The sequence below is a fragment of the Actinacidiphila paucisporea genome (assembly GCF_900142575.1).
GTDB classification, from domain to species: domain Bacteria; phylum Actinomycetota; class Actinomycetes; order Streptomycetales; family Streptomycetaceae; genus Actinacidiphila; species Actinacidiphila paucisporea.
In genome coordinates this window covers 214,961-232,872 of sequence record NZ_FRBI01000012.1, presented here as the reverse complement: position 1 = coordinate 232,872, position 17,912 = coordinate 214,961, and the positions used below count along the sequence as shown (strand labels likewise).

General features: G+C 73.2%; 15 protein-coding genes and 1 pseudogene. 6 read left to right on the top strand and 10 right to left on the bottom strand.

The annotated features are described in order from the left end of the window. A pseudogene (locus tag BUE44_RS37085) lies at window positions 1-207 on the bottom strand (hypothetical protein); the annotation flags it as partial. 229 nt (window positions 208-436) lie between these two features. Here BUE44_RS37085 and BUE44_RS19865 point away from each other — a divergent pair. Together BUE44_RS19865 and rsgA are read left to right on the top strand one after the other, a co-directional pair. Beyond that, window positions 437-970: a hypothetical protein gene (locus tag BUE44_RS19865; RefSeq protein ID WP_143172532.1), complete on the top strand. Its 534-nt coding sequence runs from the start codon at window positions 437-439 to the stop codon at window positions 968-970. Window positions 971-1,345: 375 nt separating this feature from the next. Further along, entirely contained in the window at window positions 1,346-2,416 is a 1,071-nt protein-coding gene (gene rsgA / locus BUE44_RS19860; RefSeq protein ID WP_079189887.1) for a ribosome small subunit-dependent GTPase A, read from the top strand. 43 nt (window positions 2,417-2,459) lie between these two features. On the opposite strand, the gene BUE44_RS39290 is transcribed toward rsgA, so the two are convergent. From BUE44_RS39290 to BUE44_RS37535, 6 genes are all read right to left on the bottom strand, one after another. After that, on the bottom strand, window positions 2,460-2,591 hold the full coding sequence (locus BUE44_RS39290) for a hypothetical protein (RefSeq protein ID WP_265737162.1): 132 nt from the start codon (window positions 2,589-2,591) through the stop codon (window positions 2,460-2,462). Between the two features lie 175 nt (window positions 2,592-2,766). Beyond that, window positions 2,767-3,813, bottom strand: coding sequence for a LacI family DNA-binding transcriptional regulator (locus tag BUE44_RS19855; protein ID WP_073500286.1), 1,047 nt, complete (start codon window positions 3,811-3,813; stop codon window positions 2,767-2,769). Window positions 3,814-3,967: 154 nt separating this feature from the next. Beyond that, entirely contained in the window at window positions 3,968-4,354 is a 387-nt protein-coding gene (locus BUE44_RS19850) for a PPOX class F420-dependent oxidoreductase (protein WP_073500285.1), read from the bottom strand. A gap of 186 nt (window positions 4,355-4,540) precedes the next feature. Next, a complete protein-coding gene (locus tag BUE44_RS19845; protein WP_079189896.1) occupies window positions 4,541-5,359 on the bottom strand; it encodes a GH25 family lysozyme in 819 nt (272 codons plus the stop codon). Window positions 5,360-5,986: 627 nt separating this feature from the next. Next, complete coding sequence (locus BUE44_RS19840; protein WP_073500283.1) at window positions 5,987-6,472, bottom strand: DUF456 domain-containing protein; 486 nt, start codon at window positions 6,470-6,472, stop codon at window positions 5,987-5,989. Window positions 6,473-6,633: 161 nt separating this feature from the next. Further along, a complete protein-coding gene (locus tag BUE44_RS37535; protein ID WP_159450273.1) occupies window positions 6,634-6,780 on the bottom strand; it encodes a hypothetical protein in 147 nt (48 codons plus the stop codon). 1,690 nt (window positions 6,781-8,470) lie between these two features. On the opposite strand from BUE44_RS37535, the gene BUE44_RS38600 reads away from it, so the two are divergent. Continuing rightward, window positions 8,471-9,370: a protein phosphatase 2C domain-containing protein gene (locus BUE44_RS38600; RefSeq protein ID WP_322940377.1), complete on the top strand. Its 900-nt coding sequence runs from the start codon at window positions 8,471-8,473 to the stop codon at window positions 9,368-9,370. A gap of 41 nt (window positions 9,371-9,411) precedes the next feature. Next, on the top strand, window positions 9,412-11,154 hold the full coding sequence (locus BUE44_RS19820; RefSeq protein WP_073500280.1) for a pyruvate dehydrogenase: 1,743 nt from the start codon (window positions 9,412-9,414) through the stop codon (window positions 11,152-11,154). Window positions 11,155-11,200: 46 nt separating this feature from the next. On the opposite strand, the gene BUE44_RS36540 is transcribed toward BUE44_RS19820, so the two are convergent. After that, complete coding sequence (locus tag BUE44_RS36540; protein ID WP_073500279.1) at window positions 11,201-14,026, bottom strand: hypothetical protein; 2,826 nt, start codon at window positions 14,024-14,026, stop codon at window positions 11,201-11,203. Window positions 14,027-14,129: 103 nt separating this feature from the next. Here BUE44_RS36540 and BUE44_RS39585 point away from each other — a divergent pair, with 103 nt between their 5' ends. After that, entirely contained in the window at window positions 14,130-14,759 is a 630-nt protein-coding gene (locus tag BUE44_RS39585; protein ID WP_322940375.1) for an ATP-binding protein, read from the top strand. A 155-nt stretch (window positions 14,760-14,914) separates the two neighbouring features. Here BUE44_RS39585 and BUE44_RS19805 read toward each other — a convergent pair whose 3' ends face one another. Both BUE44_RS19805 and BUE44_RS19800 read right to left on the bottom strand, forming a co-directional pair. Further along, window positions 14,915-15,985: a DUF2637 domain-containing protein gene (locus tag BUE44_RS19805; protein ID WP_073500278.1), complete on the bottom strand. Its 1,071-nt coding sequence runs from the start codon at window positions 15,983-15,985 to the stop codon at window positions 14,915-14,917. Window positions 15,986-16,162: 177 nt separating this feature from the next. Beyond that, complete coding sequence (locus BUE44_RS19800; protein ID WP_073500277.1) at window positions 16,163-16,999, bottom strand: (2Fe-2S)-binding protein; 837 nt, start codon at window positions 16,997-16,999, stop codon at window positions 16,163-16,165. A gap of 155 nt (window positions 17,000-17,154) precedes the next feature. Between BUE44_RS19800 and BUE44_RS19795 the strand changes: the two genes are divergently transcribed. Then, window positions 17,155-17,826 (top strand): GntR family transcriptional regulator, encoded by a 672-nt coding sequence (locus tag BUE44_RS19795; RefSeq protein WP_079189894.1) that lies wholly within the window; start codon window positions 17,155-17,157, stop codon window positions 17,824-17,826. Window positions 17,827-17,912: the final 86 nt, after the last annotated feature.

Sequence of the window (17,912 nt, the reverse complement as noted above, 5' to 3'; positions counted from 1 at the left end):
GTCGACGGCTGCCGAGGCGGGGGTCCCGGCGTTCTCGGTGGAGGAGGCCGTCGCGGTCTTCCCCTGCGACAGCAGCGAAGGCGCGGCGTGGGCGGTCCCCGAGGTGGCGGTGATCGCCCCGGCCGCCACGACGACGGCCGCCACCAGAGCGGCCAGTAAGGGTCTTCTGCGTCGAACGCCGCGCAGGAAGAGGGACAGGAGGCTCATATGCATCTCCATGGGGGGTGTGTGCCTCGTGACGAAGCCGGGAGAGCGCTCTCCGGGGGGAGTCTCATGCAAGGCCTGATCACTGTCAATGCTTCTGCACAGGACGGCCGCAGGCGCCCCGGCCGCACACCTCGGGAAGCTCGCCGGCCCGCGCCCCCCGCCGCAGGCCCGGGATGCGGAACGGTGCGTTCGCACCCGGCGGACCGCGGCCGGCTGCCAGTCTGGAGGCATGAACCGCAGTGATTCCGACGATCGGACAAGCGCCCTTCGCAAGGCGATGTACGAGACCCTGGAGCGGTCCTTCCGCGAGAGCCCGGACCCCGTCTACCGCCTGCGGACGCCGTGGCTCACCCCCTGCACGCTGGCCGAGCACCACACCGTCGACGGGAACCTGCAGTCGCTGACCCTCGCCTACGGCACCTGGGACACCGACCAGCCGCACATCAGGGTCACCACCTGGCGGGACCTGCCCGGCCAGGACTTCTCCCCCGACGAACTCGCAGAACCCGAAGAACCCGACGCCCCCCGCTCGGCGGCGACCGAACAGGTCACGGCCGACATCGCGGGCACCCCGCAGCCGGGCACCTTGCGGCGGCACCCCTCCGGGAGGTGGTTCCTGCGTGCGGACCTCGGCGCCCACCATCTGCTGGCCTCCGGCCGCGGCCCGATCGGCGACCTGTCCTTCGACCCGCTGACCGACCTCCAGGAAGCCGTCGACGCCCGCCGCGCCTACCTCGCCTCCCGGTTCCCCGACGCCCCGTGACGGTGCGCGCCGGGGGATCCGGTCGCGTGGCGGGCTTCAGCGGCGGCACCCGGCTCCTGGCTCTCGCCCCGGTGCCGGTGCGGCGGGAAAAACAGGTGGCGCGCATCGAGCGGAGGGGCTACCGTCCGAGGTGTTCGCTGCGGGAGCCGGCAGGCTGCCGCGTCGGCCGTCGACGTGACCGGGGAGGTGTGGACCGATGGCTGTCTTCGTACTGGGCGCTGCCCGTATTCAGCAGATCGTGCCAAGCACTCCCGTGGTCTCCGGCTGACCTCTTTCCTCCTTGCCGCGCGCCGGGCGCGCGGTGCCGGGGCCACCCGTTCCCCGAAGGGTTCCCCCTTGTCTTTCTCTTTTCGTGACGCCTCCTCGCATGCCCTCGTGCCCTACGGCTGGGACGACGTGTGGGAGGCGGAGTTCGCGCCGTACGCCGAACAGGGCCTGGTGGCGGGGCGGGTGGTGCGGGTGGACCGCGCCATGTGCGACCTCTTCACCGCCGACGGCCCCGTCAGGGCGGACAGTTCGCTGGTGACGCCGAACGACCCGATGCGGGTGGTGTGCACCGGCGACTGGGCCGCCGTCGATCCGGACGGCGACCCGCGCTTCGTCCGTACGCTGCTGCCGCGGCGCACCGCCTATGTCCGCTCCACCTCCTCCAAGCGCTCCGAGGGCCAGGTACTGGCCGCCAACCTCGACCATGTGGTGATCTGCGTGTCGCTCGCGGCCGAACTCGACCTCGGGCGGCTCGAACGCTTCCTGTCGCTGGCCTGGGAGAGCGGCGCCGTACCGGTGGTGGTGCTCACCAAGGCGGACACCCTGGACGACACCACGTATCTGCTGGCCGACGCCGAGGCGGCGGCGCCCGGAGTGCGGGTCCTGGCCGTCAGCGCGGCCACCGGCGCCGGACTCGACACCCTGGCCGCCGTGCTGTCCGGCGGCAGCTCGGTGCTGCTCGGGCAGTCGGGAGCCGGCAAGTCCACCCTGACCAACGCCCTGTTGGGGCGCGAGGTCCAGGTGGTGCAGGCCACCAGGGACGCCGACGGCAAGGGCCGGCACACCACGACCACCCGCGACCTGCTGGCACTTCCCGGCGGCGGGGTGCTCATCGACACCCCGGGGCTGCGCGGTGTCGGGCTGTGGGACGCCGAGTCCGGGGTCGGCCAGGTCTTCGCGGAGATCGAGCAACTGGCCGCGGACTGCCGCTTCCAGGACTGCTCGCACCAGGCGGAACCGGGCTGCGCGGTACTGGCCGCGCTCGACGACGGCATCCTGCCGCACCGGCGGCTCGACAGCTACCGCAAGCTGCTGCGCGAGAACGCCTGGATCGCCTCACGCACCGACCAGCGGCTGCGCGCGGAACTGCGGCGCGAGTGGAAGCAGCGGTCGGCGGCGGGCCGCGAGATGTACGAGCGCAAGCGCGGCGGAGGCGGCGGTCACCGCAGGATGGGCTGACCTCCCGGCGTCACCCGGGGCCCGCTGCGGCAGCCGGGTGGCGTCATCCCGCGCCGCCGCCACGTCCGTGGCGGCGGCGCACCGCGAGGGGGCTGCCGGCACTCCAGAACGAACCGATGACCCCGGCCACCACCAGTGCGACGATCACGATCCCGAGGATCACGGAGTAGGCCATGACAGTCCTCCTCGTCTCCCGGTGCGGTCTTCACCGCACCCTCACGTTCGCTGCCTTCCCGTGACATTCCCGTTGCCCGGCGTTTCCAACCCACAGGAAAGAGCCGCGGCTTCACCGGCCCGCGGTCGAACGACCGTACGGTCCGGCGGTGATGGGGTCGGCGGGGGACTGCCCGTCAGGCGGAGGCGCGTACCACCAGCTGGGTGGGGGTGATGATCGGGGTCAGCGCGGACACCGCGCCGGGGGTGGCGGACGGCTCCAGGGCGCGCAGCAGCAGCCGCGCCATCATCCGGCCCATCTCCTCGATGTCCTGGCGGATCGTGGTCAGCGGCGGGTCGGTCCACTCGGCGACCGAGACGATGTCGTCGAAGCCGATCACTGCCACGTCCTGCGGCACCCGCAGGCCGCGCTGCCGCAGCACCCGCAGCGCGCCCGACGCCATCATGTCGGAGGCGGCGAAGACCGCGTCGAGGTCGGGGAAGCGCTCCAGCAGCAGCTCCATCGCCAGCGAGCCGCCCTCAGGGGTGAAGTCGCCCTCGGCGATCAGGCCGGGGTCGATGTGCGGCAGCATGTCGCGGAAGCCGTCGAGCCGGTCGATCGAGGCGGTCTGGTCCAGCGGACCCGCGATGTGCGCGATGCGCCGGCGGCCGAGGTTCAGCAGGTGGCGTACGGCGTCGCGCGCGCCGCCCCGGTTGTCGCAGTCCACGTAGAGCGTGGTCGGCCCCGGTTCGGCGTCCGACCAGCCGGGCCGGCCGCCTATCACGGTGGCCACCCCGGCCTTGCGGGCCATCACCGGCAGCGAGTCGTCGTCGTGCAGCGAGAAGATCAGCGCGCCGTCCACGTGCCCGCCCGCCAGATAGCGGCCCACCCGCTCGTAGTCGGCGACGCCCTCGGTGAGCAGCAGCACCAACTGGTTGTCATGCGCGGTCAGTTCCTTGCTGATGCCGCGCACCTGCTGGGCGAAGAAGGGGTCGGCGAAGAACCGCGTCTCGGGCTCGGCGACCACCACGGCGACCGCTCCGTTGCGCCGGGTGACCAGGGTGCGGGCCGCCTGGTTGGGGACGTAGCCCAGCTCGTCGACAGCCGCGCGCACCCGTTCGACCAGCGGCGCACGCACGCCGTCGCTGCCGTTGACCACCCGCGAGGCCGTCGCCCGCGACACCCCGGCCCGCGCCGCGACTTCCTCAAGGGTGGGGCGGGCCGCGAACGTCGGGTCGGACACGGGGAGGGCTCCTTCGCGCACGGATAACGAAAAGTTCCGGGATCGGCACGGACAGCGTATCGGGTCACCCGGCGTTGCGTGAGAGCGCTCTCTTATTTCATAGCGTGAGCTTTACCCCGCGAGGGTGCGTCCCGCGGGGCTCGGCGGACCGGTCTCAGCCGTCCAGGCCCCAGCTGTAAATGGCGTAGGGCGTGATCCTGATCAGCTCCGGGCTGAGGTGCGCCCCGTAGTCGTGCGGGCCGACGATCTGCTCGGCGGTGCCGCGGATCTCCACCCCGCGCACCTTCCACGGCGTGACGCTGGCGATGTCGTCCACGACCAGCGAGACATGGGGGTTGGCCGCGATGTTCCGCCACTTCTTGGTGGTGCCCATCGCATAACCGGCGATGTCGATCGTGCTGTCGGGGCGCAGGAGGAAACCGACCGGGTTCGCCTGCGGCCGGCCCTTCGCGTCCACGGTCGCCAGCCGGCCGAGGCGCTGGTCGCCCAGATAGGCCAACTCGGCCTCGTCGAGTTCCGTCCGTGCGGTTGTCGTCGTCATGGATCAAGCCTCACACGGCGGTGGGGCGCGTTCATCGGACCTGCGGCCCAGGCGAGACCTAGGCCGCAGGTCGGACAGCGCCCCGGGAGAGCGGTTTCCCGGCCCTCCTGGGCTGCCCGCCGGTCCGGGCTGCGGGCCGGTCCGGTACTCCGGCCGGTTCACCCGGCCGGAGTACCGCCCGCCACGTCAGGGGGTGTTGTTGGCCAGGGCCAGCAGGCGGGCGCTGCTGGCGCTGAAGCGGTCGCGGTCGACGGCACCCGAGATGCCGCTCACCGAACCGGAGTCGGAGTACTGCCAGAACGTCCAGTACGGGAAGCCGCTCGGGATGGTGGGGCTGGCCGCCGTGGTCCAGTGCGCCACGTTCAGCGGGCTCCTGGCGGACATGCCGCCCCAGCCGCCGGTGCACGAGTTCCACCAGCTCGCGCTGGTGTAGATGACGACGTCGCGGCCAGTCCTGGACTTGTAGGTGTTGTAGAAGTCCAGGATCCACGACTGCATCGACGCGGCCGACTTGCTGTAGCAGCCGCCTTCGAGGTCCAGCATCCCGGGCAGCGTGAGGTTGTCCGCCGACCAGGCGCCGCCGTTGCTCGCGAAGTAGTTGGCCTGCGCCGCGCCGGAGGACAGGTCGGGCCGCGCGAAGTGGTAGGCGCCCCTGATCACCTTGGCGTTGTAGGCGTTCAGGTAGTCCGCGTTGAAGGTCGGGTCCTTGTACGTGGTGCTCTCGGTGGCCTTGATGTAGGCGAAGCTGATGCCGGCCGACTTCACCGACGTCCAGTTGATCGTCCCCTGGTAGTGCGAGACGTCGATTCCCACCGGGGACGCGGCGTTCGGCGTCACGGCGGCGGGGGCGCCGAGGTCGAGCTGCCGGGTGTCCGGCGTGAAGGCCGCCTTGCTGTCCTGGGCGTAGCCGACGCCCATGTAACCGCCGCCGAGCGGGATGTTGCTGCCCGACGGGAGCGTACGGGCACTGGCCGTGCCCGCCGACATCGTCGCGGCGAGCGCCATGGTCGCGCCGAGGACTCCGGCCGCCAGCAGTTTCCGCCGGGCGGCAGGGGTGGTGCGGATTGGGGAGAACAAGGCTTTCCTCCAGGCACGTTGGGGTGGTGCGGGGGCGGGGGCCGCGCGCCTACGCCGGGCTCGTCCGACCGGGGGGTCTGCTCGCGTCTACTCGCGTAGCGTGCGAGCGGTCGGCGGCCGCCACCGCTTCGGCGGGGTGGCGGCGGGGCGGTCTGGCGGGGGATGCCCGTGGGGCTGCGTGGTCGCGCGGTGGTGCCGTTGCGTGCACGATGGTGCGGGGCGGTGCGGTGCGCGCGGGGTGATTGATGTGAACGCGTCATGAGTGACGCATGAACTTCCCTCTGGCGTAAAGGGGTTCAGGATTTCCGTAGTGGTCCAGACCACTGCGGGAGGCGCGGAGCTGCGGCGACGGCGCCGGGGTGGCCGAAACTTTCCGCGGCTGAAAGTCGCGGGGCGCGGCTTGGGGCTTGGGGGGCGGATACGCCGCCGAGCCGGCCGGGGCTCGGGCCGCGCGGGTGCGCGGGCGGCTCGGGCGTTCGGGTGCAGGGGGTGCAGGGGGTGCGCGGGCGGCTCGGCCGCTGGCGTCGCTCGGGTCGCTCGGGCTGCCCCGGGCGCTCAGGTCACGATGGTCGCGATCAGCCAGGTGGCCGTCACCAGGAGGCAGGCCAGCAGCTCGACCAGCACGGAGCCGCCGACCGTGCGCATCGCCCGCCTGGTCGCCGTCCAGGCCGTCCGGTGCCCTCCGCCCAGGCGTACCCGCTCGGTGACGTAGATGCTGCCGACGAAGCCGATGACCGCGCCGAGCACCGGCAGCACGAAGAAGCCCACGATCGCGACGGCCGCGGCATCCACCACCGTGCGCCAGGTGATGCCCGACTCACGGATCCGGCGGGCCGGCAGCAGCCAGACCACGACCTGCGTGACCGCGAGCAGCCCCGTCGCCCCGGCGAGCACGCCCCAGGTGAGGCTGGTGTGCTCGGACGTCGCCCACCACAGCACGGCGGCCCAGCACAGCAGCGTTCCCGGCACGCCGGGGACCGCCACGCCGACGAGGCCGAGCAGCATCACCGCGCCGATCAGGCTCGCCTGTGCGGTCCCCATGGATTCCACCCTGCCGGATTCCGGCGTCGCTCGCCTGGCGGGGCGGGCGAAGTTGCCGGTGTGACGGGTGCGAGTGGAGGCGGCGCGGCGTTTCCACGTTTCCCGGCGGCCCGGGCGGTGGACAATAAGGGCATGAGCCAGCAGGGGGAGTCGCGCCAAGGTCAAGAAGACGACTGGTGGGGGCAGTTGTACGACGACGAGGCGGTCGGCGGTGCGGCGCCGGCCGCGTCGGACTCGATCGACGCGCACTTCGACTCGGCCCTTTCAGCGATGACGCCGCCCCCGCCGGCCCCCTCGGCCGCCGACACCCTGCGGCTCCGCCGCCCCACCGCCCCGCCTCCGCCCCCTTCCTGGCCCCGCCCGACCCGCACACCTTCGCCGGCGCCGCGTGCCCAGCCCGACGCCCCGGCGGAGGCTCCGGAGGAGCGTGAGCCGGGCCCGCTCCCTGCGGCGGAGGTGCCGTACGCCGGGGGCGCCGGGCCGGAACGGGACGAGCCGGCCGGGCTCGCGCGGGACGCGGACCCGGCATCCGAGCGGGTGTCGCGGGAGGCGGACACCCGTGACGCGGAAGAGAGCCCGGCGCCGCCGCCGTGGGACGCCTGGTCGGCTCGGCCGATGTTCCCGGCGCCGGAGCACGAGGACGACGACGTCCCGGACCCCGACCCGGTGCGCCCTTGGGACGCGTTGTCGGCGCAGCCCGCCTTCCAGGAGAGGACCGAGCCGACCGACCGGCCCGAGCCGCCCCCGGCGCGGCACCCCTGGGGCGACGCGCCGCCCGCCCCCGCGGAAGCCTGGGCGCCCGTCCCGCCCCCGCCGCCGGCCGGTTGGCCCGTCCCGAGGTCCCCCCGCCGACCGGACGGCGTGCGCCCCACCCCCGAGGCCCCCGGCGTGACCCTCCGCCCCGCCGAGCCCTGGACGTCCCCCTCACCCGCCCCGCAGCCCCCCGATGCGGTGAATGACGCCGCCGGCACGTCTGCGGGTCAGCCCGGCGAGGGCTCCGGCCGCGAAGACCCGGGTGTCCCGGCCCCGTGGCCTCCAACTGACGCTTTCGTCGCCGATCCGTCCGAGCAGGCCCCCGGCGGGGAGGCCGATCCGCCGGGTCAGGAAGCTCCGCCGGTCGCCGGGCCTGAGCCTGTGAGCGATTCGGCCGGGTCGTACGGTGGCCGGGGCGACGGCGCCGGTCGTGACGACCCGGGCGCGCCGCAGCTTCCGTGGCCTCCGGCCGATGCTTTCGCGGCCGATCCGTCCGAGCAGGCCCCCGGCGGGCAGGCCGCTGCGTCTGGTCAGGGCGCCCCGCCGGTCGCCGGGTCTGCGCCCGTGACCGGTACGGCCGGGTCGTACGGTGGCCGGGGCGATGACCCTGGTCGTGACGCTCCGGGTGCCTCGGCCCCATGGCCGGTCGATGTCTTCGTCGCCGATCCGTCCGGTCAGGACGCCTCGCCGGTCGCCGGGCCCGCGCCCGTGAGTGATGCGGCCGGGTCGTACGGTGGCCCGGGCGATGGCTCTGGTCGTGACGCTCCGGGTGCCCCGCGGGTCCCTTGGCCTCCTGCCGACGCTTTCGCCGCCGGACCGTCCCCGTTCGTGGACGGTGCCGACGGGGCTCACGGCGAGGGCGACGCCTCCGGGCGTCACATGGAAGCTCCGCCGGTTGCCGACTCCGGCGCCGGGCCTGGCGCGGGCGGTCCCGGCGCGTACGGCACGCCGGGCGACGCGTTCGGGCGCGACCAAGGCGCCCCGCGGGTTCCGTGGCCCGCTGCCGCCGATTCCAGCGTTCCGCCCGCCGTCCAGGCGCCCCCGCCGGCGACCGGTGCCGCCGACGCGCCCGCAGGCGACCCGCGCGCCGCGGACCCCGGTCCGGCCCACCCGCCCGCGCCCGGTGGCGCCGACCGTAACCCCGCCGGCCAGGCGACGGCGCTCCCCGCCGTGCGCGACAGCGGTGGGGTGCCCGCGCCGCGGGGGGCCGAGAGGTGGGGGGAGACGGTGTTCGGGGAAGGGGGCGTGCGGTGGGCGCCGGAGTTGCCGCCCGGGTGGGTGGCTGCCGACGGGGTGGGGGAGCCGGCCGCCGCGGTCGTGGGGGGCGGGGCGCCGACGTATGCGGCGGAGCCGACCGCTTGGCCGGAGGCGGATCCGGACGGGCTGGACGGGCTGGTGGCGGACACCGTGCTCGACGGGGCGGAGTACGGCGGCCTCACCGTCAGGACGGTGAGCGTGCGCGGGGATTCCGCGCGATATCGGGGGCAGCCGCGCAGGGACGCGCTGCTGACCGCCCGCTTCGGCACCGGGGACGACGCCCTGCTGCTGGTCGCGATGGCCAGTGGGGCGCGGGCCGCCGACGACGCGCATCGGGCCGCGCAGGACGCGGTGCGGTGGATCGCCGGGGCGGTGGGGCGCAGCCGGGAGCGGCTGGCGCAGGACATGCGGGCGGCCCGGCGCGGCTCGCTGAAGTCGGGGCTGCACCGGTTGACGGACCGCTGCTACGGCCGGTTGCGTGCCCGCGGTGAGGATCTCGGGCTGGACGAGGGCGCGTACACGGCGTCGCTGCGCTGCCTGCTGCTGCCCGCGGACCCGGCGTGCCCGGTCCGGCTGTTCTTCGGGGTGGGCGACGGCGGCCTGTTCCGTATCAGGGCGGGGGACTGGCAGGACCTGGACCTGGCACCGGACGGCACCGCGGTCCCCTTCCGCTTCCGGGCGACCGTCGCCCAGCCGGGTGACGCGCTGGTGATGTGCAGCGCGGGTCTGGCGGAGCCGCTGCGCGGCGAACCGGCGCTGGCCGCCCATCTGGCCGAGCGCTGGGGCGGCGGCCGGGTGCCGGGCCTGGCGGCCTATCTGGCCGACACGCAGACCCGCGTCAAGGGATACGCCGACGACCGTACGGCGGTGACCGTCTGGGACGCCTGACCCGGGATGCGCCGCCGCGGGCGGCGTGCGGAGATGGGTACATGGCAAAGCAGACGGTGGCCGAGCAGTTCATCGACATCCTGGTACGCGCGGGCGTGCGGCGGCTCTACGGCGTGGTGGGCGACAGCCTGAACCCGGTGGTGGACGCCGTCCGCCGCAGCCGTGCCCTCGAATGGGTGCACGTCAGGCACGAGGAGACGGCGGCCTTCGCCGCGGGCGCGGAGGCCCAGCTGACCGGGCGGCTGGCCGCCTGCGCCGGGTCCTGCGGTCCGGGCAACCTGCACCTGATCAACGGCCTGTTCGACGCCCACCGCTCGATGGCCCCGGTGCTCGCGCTGGCCTCGCACATCCCGAGCAGCGAGATCGGCACGGGCTACTTCCAGGAGACGCACCCCGACCGGCTGTTCGCCGAGTGCAGCTACTACAGCGAGCTGATCTCCAGCGCCGCCCAGATGCCGCGGGTGCTGCAGACCGCGATCCAGCACGCGGTGGGCCGCGGCGGGGTGTCGGTGATCAGCCTGCCGGGCGACATCGCCGCGCACCCGGCGCCACAGCGCAGCATCGAGCACGCGCTGGTCACCCGGCGCCCGACGGTCCGGCCCGGCGACGCCGAGATCGACGCGCTGGCACGGCTGGTGGACAGCGCCCGGCGGATCACGCTGTTCTGCGGCAGCGGCACGGCGGGCGCGCACGACGAGGTGATGGCCTTCGCGGAACGCGTCAAGGCACCGGTGGGGCACGCCCTGCGCGGCAAGGAGTGGATCCAGTTCGACAACCCGTACGACGTCGGCATGAGCGGACTGCTCGGCTACGGGGCCGCGTACGAGGCGATGCACGAGTGCGACCTGCTGATCCTGCTGGGCACCGACTTCCCGTACAACGCCTTCCTGCCAGACGACGTGACCATCGTCCAGGTCGACGTGCGGGCCGAGAACCTGGGGCGCCGCTCGAAGCTGGACCTCGCGGTGTGGGGCGACGCGGGCGAGACGCTGCGCTGCCTGACGCCGAGGGTGCGGGCGAAGTCCGACCGGCGCTTCCTGGACCGGATGCTGAAGAAGCACAGCGAAGCGCTGGAGGGCGTCGTCAAGGCGTACACCCGCAAGGTCGACAAGCATGTGCCGATCCACCCCGAGTACGTGGCCTCGGTGCTGGACGAGGAGGCCGCGGACGACGCGGTCTTCACCGTCGACACCGGGATGTGCAACGTGTGGGCGGCCCGCTACCTGACGCCCAACGGCAGGCGCCGGGTGATCGGTTCCTTCACCCACGGCTCGATGGCCAACGCGCTGCCGCAGGCGATCGGCGCGCAGTTCCTGGACCGGCGGCGGCAGGTGGTGTCGATGTCGGGCGACGGCGGATTCACCATGCTGATGGGGGACTTCCTCACCCTGGTGCAGTACGACCTGCCGGTGAAGGTCGTGCTGTTCAACAACTCCTCGCTCGGCATGGTCGAGTTGGAGATGATGGTCGAGGGCCTGCCCGCCTACGGCACCACCAACGTCAACCCGGACTTCGCCGCGGTGGCCCGCGCGGCGGGCGCGTACGGGGTGCGGGTGGAGAAGCCCAAGGAGCTGCGTTCCGCGCTCAAGGACGCCTTCCGGTACAAGGGCCCGGCCCTGGTCGACGTGGTCACCGACCCGCACGCGCTGTCCCTGCCGCCCAAGATCACCGGTGAGCAGATCGGCGGGTTCGCGCTGTCGGTCGGCAAGGTGGTGCTGGACGGCGGCGTCGGGCGGATGGTGCAGATGGCCCGCGCGAATCTGCGCAACGTGCCGCGCCCGTAGAGTCGTTCACGGGCGCGGCACGGGCGCGGCACGAGGGCGTACGGAGTCAGCCGGTGATCAGGTCGAACTCCTCCCAGGGGCCGATCGCGGTGCGGTTGGCGATCAGCGCCGAGGCGCCGGCGCTCTCCGCGGTCACGTAGTCGCTGTTGACGCGCGCCTTGAGGCTGACGCTGCCGTCACCGTTGTGGATCAGCTGGAACTGCTCCCAGGTGCCGACCGCGTCGACCTTGGCCAGCAGCGGCGCGGCGCCGGCGTTGTCGGCGGTGACGTACTTGTTGTTGGCGTGGGCGCGCAGCGCGATGTAGCCGCCGCCCTGGTCGATCTCGTCGAACTGCTCCCAGGGGCCGATCGCGGTGCGGTTGGCGATCAGCGGTGACGCGCCCGCGTTGTCCGCGGTCACGTAGTTGCCGTTGGCGTGCGCCCGCAGCGAGATCACCGGGCCGCTGCCGGGGTTGGTGCCCCCGCCGTCGAGCCCGATCTGGACGTTGCCCAGGTGCCGGGCGGCGGTCGCCGGCGAGCCGCCGACCTGCGCGTACGGTAGCGAGCCGGTCGGGGTGGAGGTCCGCTCCACCAGGTAGGACTGGCCGGCGGAGACGGGCACGTTGACGGTGCCCGCGGTGGTGGACGACACGACGACCGCGCCGGACGAGCCGTTGACGACCTGGATCGCCTGGCCGGCCCAGGGGTTGCGCACGCGCATGGTCTGCGACGACCCGGCCTGGATGGCGACCGTGACCGGGGTGCCGCCCTGCACCTGCACATCGACCTTGGTGTTGCCCTGCACCGACACCGTGCCGCTGACGTCCCAGCCGGCCGGCCAGGCCGGTGCGATACGCAGCAGCCCGTCGTAGTCCTGCACCAGCGCCTCGTCCAGCGCCGTGGCCACACCCGACATCTGCTCGATGTAGCCCTCGGTGCCGACGCTGTTGCCCAGGTCGGCCAGGCCGTTGATGTAGACCTGGTGACTCTGGGTGATCGACACGAGCTTCGCGGCGACCTCGCCGGCGATGCCCAGCCTGGCCGCGTCGATCGCGTCCATGCTCCAGTCGTTGCCGCCGGTGAACACCCGGTGGTTGTACGTGCGTACGGCGAGGTCGTGCAGCGCCCCGGGGTCGTCGGTGATCTGGTTGTACGGCCACACCGGTTCCAGGTCGATGTTCTCGCCGTTGCGGGTCTGGGCGGTCGGCTGGTAGGACCAGGCGATCACGTCGTTGCCCGAGCTGTCCGCGGACGGTGTCAGCAGCTGCGTGTGGCCGAAGTCCGTACGCGCCCACGGCGGTATCTGGCCCTGAGCCGTGGTCAGTTGGGAGATCAGCGAGCTGTCGCCGGTGTTCAGCAGCTGGGCCGCCTTGATCACCACGGGGAAGAGCGCCGCGTCCGCCGCCAGGTCGGTGGTCGGGTCCTGCACGGCCCACTGCGTCTCGTGCGCGTTGGCGACCGCGTGCAGCTTCCCGTCCGAGCCGACCTTCTGGTAGGCGAGCAGGAAGACCGCGGAGTCCTTCATCAGCGGGTAGTACGTGCGCAGGAAGTTCAGGTCACCGGTGTCCTGGTACTGCTGCCACACGTACAGGCTGATCTCGGCGCCCGACGTGATGTCCAGGGCGTTCCAGTTGGGGCTGCCGGGCTGGCTGCAGGCCGCGTTGGCACCCGGGCCGGGGTCGCCGCCGTTGCCGTTGAAGCGCATCACCTCCGGCACGCAGGCACCGGGCAGGCCACCCATCTGCTGCTTGGTCCAGGCTTCGATGGCGGCCAGGTTGTTCTGGTAGAGATTGAAGATCGGGATGTTGAGCGCGAAGTTGCCCGACGACATGTTGGCCGATATCTGGGTGCGCAGATTCCACAGCCAGGTCGCGGACGGCGTCCAGCTCTGGTGGTCCTGGCCGAAGTTGAACATGTCGGCGACGCCCGCCTGGCTGCCCGGGATGGTGCCGCGCATCGAGGCGGCCTCCATGAACAGGTAGATGGTGCGCAGCGTCTCCATGTACTGGGCCTGGCCGTCGGAGGAGTTGGCCTCCAGGACGCCGGTGTTCGCCCAGTAGGTGGCCCACCAGGACTGCTGGGAGCCCAGCAGCGAGGACTCCGCGGCGGTCGCGTCGGAGCCGAGCAGGCTGGACGCGGTGCCGGCCGCGTTGCCGCCGGTCCAGGTGGGTGCGCCGACGACGACCCGGTAGGAACCGTCGGTGTTCGGGGTGAAGTTGACCTTCACCTGGGTGCTGTTGACCACCTGGGCGGACACGTTGCGGCCGCCGGCGGAGAGGGCCGCGAGCGAGCCGAAGGTGCGGCCCGAGTTGCCGGCCTCCTGGTTGTCCACCCAGGTCTCGGCGAGCGTGCCGACCGAACCCGACGCGCCCGCCTGCGGGCTGCGGCCCGACCACAGGCTGACCGTGGCGGACTGGGCGGTGTTGGGGTCGGCGCCGGTCACGTCGACGACCAGCTCGTCCTTGGTGGCCGACACCCACGCCTTGAGCGACATGCCGCCGCCGGTCTCGGTGAGCACTCCGGTGTAGAGGTCCAGGGTGCCCTTGAAGTCGGCGGCGCCGGTGAGCTTGGACAGGCCCGGAATCTGCACCTGTCCTGGCGACCTGCGGCCCGGCAGGGTGTCGGCCCGGTTGAGCTGGGCGGTGAAGCCGCCGGCCGCCCAGGCGGCGACGCCCAGCGCACCGTTGCCGAGCGGCAGCGACTGGGCGGCCTGGTTGTTCGGCGCGCCGAGCACGATGTCGGATCGGCGGACCACGTTGGGGGTGTCGACGTGGAAGCCGCCGCTCTGCCATGCGGTGGTCGCGGTCGCCGCCGTGGCCGTGGGGGCGACGGCGGGTACGAGCAGGCCGGCTGCCAGCAGCGCGGTGGTGGCCAGAGCAGATGGTCGGATCATTCGGCGACCGCCGAAAGTGTGGGGCTTTCGGTTCACGGGTGGTTCCTCCCGAGGTAACAGGACTTGTGGCACAGGCGCAACATCCGAGAAACACAGGGGATGAGTGGGCCATACAGTGGCGGCAGGGGAGAGCCGTGTCAAGGCTTCCACGCGTCATACATCGGACCTATCAACGGTCCGATGGCTAGGCGTAGTTCACCCCTCGACCCCGCGCGCACGGCGCCCCGGTGACCGGACCCGCCCGCATGACTGGACCGGGCACCGATGGGCATTCCTTACGAAGGGGGATCGGTCCGGACCAGATCGGGGGAGTCCCACGGAAAGCACGGGGAATCACTTACGCTACGCGGTCGGGCGCGCTGATCTTCGTGCCATCGCGGACACCCGCAGACGGCTGCGGGACCAACTGCGGCAGTGGGGAGTGCCGGCACTGGCCGACACCGCGGAACTGCTCGCCACCGAGATCGTCACCAACGCCCTCCAGCACACCGGTGGGGGCGCGGTGCTGACCGCGACCCTCTCGCCGGAACCCGCGCGGCGGCTGCGGGTCGAGGTGCACGACACCCTCGGCAGGCGGCCGCCGCCGCGCCTGCCGGGCGGGGCGCGCCCCGCGGACGACGCCACCTCGGGCCGCGGACTGCTGCTGGTCGAGGCACTCGCCGACACCTGGGGCATCCAGGCGCGCGGCGCCGGCAAGACGGTCTGGTTCGAACTCGGCTCCGCGGCCGCCTGACCAGCCTCACCGACCCGTCGTCCGGCCGCGACCCGGCCGCGGTCGTACGGGACCGGGTGGCACCGCCGGTCGGTCCGCCACCGCCGGGAAGGCAGCGAGCCGCGTACGGGCCACCCGTGCCCGTACGCGGCTCGACCTGTCCAGCAGGCGGTGAGTCAGCCGAACTGCCGCTCCATCTCCTCCAGTTTGCGCTCCAACGAGTCGAGCCTCGGCAGCGTCATGGTGTCGTCCTCGGCCGTCAGGTCGAAGGTGGCGGGCGCCGCCGCCGTCGGGGACTGCACCTCCTCACGCACCGGCTGCAGCGCCGGCCGGGACCTCAACGGCAGCTCTGCGGAAGGCAGTTCCACCCCGGTACCTATAGCAGGCTCCGTTGCGGTCTGGCCGCCTGCCGCGCCCGCCGCGGGCAGCTCCACCTGCCGGCCGCCCCCGCCGCCGCGCGGCCAGGGCCGGTGCTGCCGGTTCAGCGCCTTGATCTTGGCCCGCTCCAGCCGCTCGTGGTCGCGCTGCCGCGACTCGTTGTGCTCGCGCTGCCGCTTGTCCTCGCGGACCTCCTCGACCGCCTCGTCCAGCGACCGCACGCCCTCGAGCAGCATGAGCGACCAGGCCGCGAAGGTCTCCCGCGGCGCCCGCAGCCAGCGCACCATCCGGATCTGAGGCAACGGGCGCGGCACCAGGCCCTGTTCGCGCAGCGCCGCCCTGCGGGTCTGCTTCAGCGCCCGGTCGAAGAGCACCGCGGCCGACAGCGACATCCCGGCGAAGAACTGCGGCGCACCGGCGTGGTCCACCCCGCGCGGCGCGTGCACCCAGTTGAACCAGGCGGCGGCGCCGGCGAACAGCCACACCAGCATGCGCGAACCGAGCGCCGCGTCACCGTGGCTGGCCTCCCGGACGGCCAGGACCGAGCAGAACATGGCCGCCCCGTCCAGGCCGAACGGCACCAGGTACTCCCAGCCGCCGCTGAGGCTCAGATTCTCCCGGCCGAAGCCGACCAGTCCGTGGAAGGACAGCGCGGCGGCCACCGCGGCGCAGCAGAACAGCAGCACGTACGACGCGCTGCCGTAGATCGCCTCCTTGCGGCGGCGGCGCTCCTCGCTGCGCTCCCACGAGTCGCCCGAGGCGCTCTGCTCGGCGTGCGTACGGCGGCTCCGGAACACGACGGCACAGGCCGCGAGCACGACCAGGCCGACGATGCCCGAGAGCACCCAGTCCAGCGATATGTCTCTCATGTGCGTTTCCTCGTGTCGCTTCCGTCGCGCTCGGGCCGCGGGACGGCTTACGGCCGACATCTTTGCGAAGAGCGCGGGTGAGTGCAGAGGTTATGGCACAAGAGTCCCGCCAAGGGGGGAGTTGGTCGAACTCGCGTGCCAGAACTGCTGATGTGAGCGAAAGCGTAGCGTGATCGATCAGCCGACCGTGGCGCGGCGCCTGATTCGGTCGGAACCGGTCGCGCGCGGGCAGGTGCCGCAGGCTTCCGCCGGGCTCACGGTATAGAACAGACAGCATGTCAGGCGGTCGCGCGAGCAGCCGCTTTCGGCCGTCGCGTCCGGGGTGTCCGCCGCGCGCGGGGTACTGCGGAAATGGGCGCCGCGGAAATGGGCGCCGCCGGCGTAGGGCGCGGTGTTGCCGGGCAGCAGCGCCGTCAGATCGGCCACCGCCCGCTCCTCGCGGTCCATCAACCGGCCGACGTACCAGAGGCTTTCGGCGATCTCGTCGGTCGCCAGACCCCACAGGGTGCGCGGTCCGCGCCGCAGCCGCGGCCTGAACGCGCCGAGCACCGGCGTCAGATGCTCCGCGAGCGCCGCCCGCAACTCGTCGCGCAGCGCCGCCTCCGTGGGCAGCACGCACGCGCCGGGCAGCGTGGCCGCCGGGTCGCCCGGCAGGCAGCCGAAGGCGCGGGTGCGCACGGTCATCCGCCCGGTCGCCCGGTGCAGGGACACGTCGGCCACCGGCAGCCGCGGGACCCTGCGGTGCAGGAACCACGGCACGGTGAAGAGCAGGCAGGCCGGCCAGGCGTAGCGGTGCAGGGCGAGCGTGGCGGCGACGTCGGGCCGGGGCGGGCGGCCGTACTGATGGACGATCCCCTCGGCGTCCTCGGCGGTGAACGCGTCGAGGGCCGCGCCGCCCGCCGCCAGCTGCTCCGCGGTGACCCAGCCCGCGCCGGACCGGGGCTCGCCCTCGCTCACCCGCAGATCGGGCAGCACGGCCGCGAGGCGGGCGTAGGCGGGGCTGGTCACGGGCATACGGGAACCGTCCAGACGGGGCCGGGGATCACCGGGGCGAGGTAAGCCTTACCTTAACGGGTTGTGGCGGGGTCTAAGCTCACGGCAGTACGCCGGGCGGGTGACGTACCGGTTCGCGAGAGCCTCCGACGAGGGTGAGAAGGGTGCAGCAGCCGATGGATCCCGTCGCGTCCCCGCACGCCGGCTGGGCACCGCTGCCCGCCCCGCGCCGGATGCCGGAACGCCTCTCGGTACGCGAGCAGGTCCTCGACGAGCTGCGGGACGCGCTGCTCACCGGCGAGCTGCCGCCCGGCTCCGTCCACTCCGGGCCCGCGCTCGCCGCGCGGTACGGCGTGTCCGCGACGCCCGTGCGCGAAGCGATGGCGCTGCTCGCGCGGGAAGGCGCCGTCGAGGTGCTGCCCAACCGGGGCTTCCGCGTCGTCTGCCGCACGGAGCGCGATCTCGCGCAGATCGCCGAGGTGCGGATGCTGGTGGAGATCCCCGTCGTGCTCGACCTGGCCCGTGCCGTGCCCGCGGCGCGGTGGGACGAGCTGGTCCCGCTCGCCGACGCGACGGTGGCCGCGGCCGCGGCCGGGGACCGGGTCTCCTACGCGGAGGCCGACCGCGCCTTTCACCGGGCGCTGCTCGGGCTGGCGGGGAACCCCCACGTGGTCGCTGTCGCGGACGACCTGCACCGCCGCGCGCAGTGGCCGCCCGTCGGGGCCGCCCCGGCCCGGCGCCCCACCCTCCGCGCACACGCGGCCCACCACACCGCCCTCCTCACCGCCCTCTCAGCGGCCACCCCCACCGAGCCCTTGTTCCGCGCCCACCTGGCCATCTGCCCCTGACAGGGAGCTGCCGCCTCCGGCGCGGTCGTGGTTACGCGGGCCGTTCCCCGCGCTCCCTGGGGTGATTGCCCCTTGCGGTGGCGTCG